Annotated in this window: 2 protein-coding genes and 1 pseudogene; 2 read left to right on the top strand and 1 reads right to left on the bottom strand. The window is 54.5% G+C overall.

The window, feature by feature from the left end:
- Together mutS and ACTHUM_RS11270 are read left to right on the top strand one after the other, a co-directional pair.
- Positions 1-1,508: DNA mismatch repair protein MutS (mutS, locus tag ACTHUM_RS11265; RefSeq protein WP_440402908.1), on the top strand; the 1,508-nt coding region annotated here is incomplete at its 5' end.
- 37 nt (positions 1,509-1,545) lie between these two features.
- Positions 1,546-2,397 (top strand): DUF5672 family protein, encoded by an 852-nt coding sequence (locus ACTHUM_RS11270; protein ID WP_314460632.1) that lies wholly within the window; start codon positions 1,546-1,548, stop codon positions 2,395-2,397.
- A 44-nt stretch (positions 2,398-2,441) separates the two neighbouring features.
- Here ACTHUM_RS11270 and ACTHUM_RS11275 read toward each other — a convergent pair.
- Positions 2,442-2,724, bottom strand: a pseudogene (locus tag ACTHUM_RS11275) (DUF4198 domain-containing protein); the annotation flags it as partial.

Genomic DNA, 2,724 nt, shown 5'->3' on the forward strand with positions numbered 1-2,724 from the left:
TCGCCGCCCTGCGCGACAGCCTGTTTGCCCTGAATGAAATCGAACTGTCCGCCGAGGGCAGCAGTCTCTTAGAAACCCTCAAAGCCGTTTTCCCCGAAACCTTGCCCGTCGCCGAAGCCCTCAAAGCCGCCGTGATGCCCGAACCCGCCGTCTGGCTCAAAGACGGTGGCGTCATCAACCAAGGCTATTCGGCAGAACTCGACGAGTTGCGCCACATCCAAAACCACGGCGACGAATTCCTGCTCGACCTCGAAGCGCGCGAACGCGAACGCACCGGTCTCTCCACCCTCAAAGTCGAGTTCAACCGCGTCCACGGCTTCTACATCGAGCTATCCAAGGTCCAGGCCGAACAAGCCCCTGCCGACTACCAACGCCGCCAGACCCTCAAAAACGCCGAACGCTTCATCACCCCCGAACTCAAAACCTTCGAAGACAAAGTTCTGACCGCGCAAGAGCAAGCATTGGCATTGGAAAAACGCCTGTTTGAAGCCTTACTGAAAGAAGTTCAGACGGCCTTGCCGCAGCTTCAAAAAGCCGCCAAAGCCGCTGCTGCCCTCGACGTACTTTCTACGTTTGCCGCGATTGCCGCCGAACGCGGCTTCGTCTGCCCCGAGTTCGCCGACTACCCCGTCATCCATATCGAAAACGGCCGCCATCCCGTCGTCGAGCAACAAGTGCGCCACTTCACCGCCAACCACACCCGCCTCGACCACAAACACCGCCTCATGCTCCTGACCGGCCCCAACATGGGCGGCAAATCCACCTACATGCGTCAAGTCGCCCACATCGTCCTCATGGCGCACACCGGCAGCTTCGTGCCTGCCGATTCAGCCCAAATCGGACCCATCGACCAAATCTTCACCCGCATCGGTGCATCCGACGACCTAGCTTCCAACCGCTCCACCTTCATGGTCGAAATGAGCGAAACCGCCTACATCCTCCACCACGCCACCGACCAATCCCTCGTCCTCATGGACGAAGTCGGTCGCGGCACGTCGACTTTTGACGGCCTCGCCCTCGCGCACGCCATCGCCGAACACCTGCTGCAAAAAAACAAATCCTTCAGCCTATTCGCCACCCACTATTTCGAGCTGACCCGCCTGCCCGAAGCCTACGCAACGGCAGTCAATATGCACCTTTCCGCGCTCGAACAAGGACAAGACATCGTCTTCCTCCACCACATCGAGCCCGGCCCCGCCAGCAAAAGCTACGGCATCGCCGTCGCCAAACTCGCCGGCCTGCCCAACCGCGCCCTCAAAGCCGCCCAAAAACATCTGGACGAACTTGAAGCCCAAGCCGCCGCCAACCGTCCGCAGTTGGACATTTTCAGCGCCATGCCGTCTGAAAATAGAGTGGGTGAGGAAGAACAGGAAATTGAACCGGTTTGCCATGCCCAGACCGATGAGTTGGCCGAAGCGTTGGCGCAAATCCAGCCCGACAACCTTACGCCGCGCGAAGCCTTGGATGCCTTGTACCGTTTGAAAGATATCTGCAACAAGGTGTCGTAAACAACACAAAGGCCGTCTGAAACAGGAGAAACATATAATGAGTTTTGCTGACATTACCGTGGTGGGTATTACCGGCGCAGATTCTTATACCGAGGGCACGATGTACGCCGTTGCCCGTAGCTGCGCCGAATTGCCCGGAAGCCGTGGATTGCTGATCAGCCCGAGCCGTCCGCAAGGTTTGCCGGAGAATATCCTGCATCAGCCTTGCCGGCCATTCGGTTATCTGGAATACAATCTGTTTGTTTTGTACCAACTGATGTATTACATCGAAACCGATTATTGTTTGATTGTTCAGAATGACGGCTGGGTGTTGAATGGTCAAAACTGGCAGGATGCCTATCGGGAATATGACTACATCGGCGCACCTTTGCCGATTTTGTTGGAAACAGAAGCCGACGGGCAGTTTTTCCTGAAGGGGACCGACCAATATTTGGCCAAACAGCATCTGATTCAGACTTCCCCGAATTTGGACGAGCCGCAGAACGGCGGTTTCAGCCTGCGCAGCAAGCGGCTTTTAACCATGCCTCGGCAACTGGGCCTAAATGTAGAAATCCGGCCGCCTTTGCCGCCGAAAGACGGAAAAATGGCCGGTATGGAATGGCTGGTGCGGCTGCACCACGAGGATATGTTTTTGACGGCGCAACACCGTTATAGATTGCAGGACTTGGGTCTGAAATTCGCGCCTCCGAATATTGCTACACAATTTTCTTCAGAAGTACCGTTTATCAATCGAATGAGGAATGTCCCTTTAGAGCACGTCTTTGGGGCGCACTGGATGGGCAATGTAGTCTTGACTGGCTGCAACCGTGTCCGTTTTGCCCAATTAAATGGTGATGAGTTGGAAACATTATCCCGTTTTTTTAGAAATTTGGGTTATGAATTAGAATAAATGAAGGCCGTCTGAAAGTTCAGACGGCCTTTTTTTAATGGTTGTTAATGTTGATGATGGTGGGCATGGCGTGCAGCCGCGCGTTTGGTACCGACAGGCACAATCAGCGTTGCGTAAGTATTGTCTTTCTGACATACGCTTTTATCGCTGTAATCGGTCTCGTTCACCACTTTGATTTTCCACAAACCGTCAATCAGAGTAATCACATTGACCACGCCGTTTTTATCGGTTTTGCCGGAAAAGCCTTGAGGTTCGCGGTGGTCATGGGTTGATTCCAAGTCCATTTCCGCCAAAGTGTCCGAGCTGGCGGTAACAGTGGCTTTAACC

This window comes from Neisseria sp. P0021.S006, from assembly GCF_051956895.1.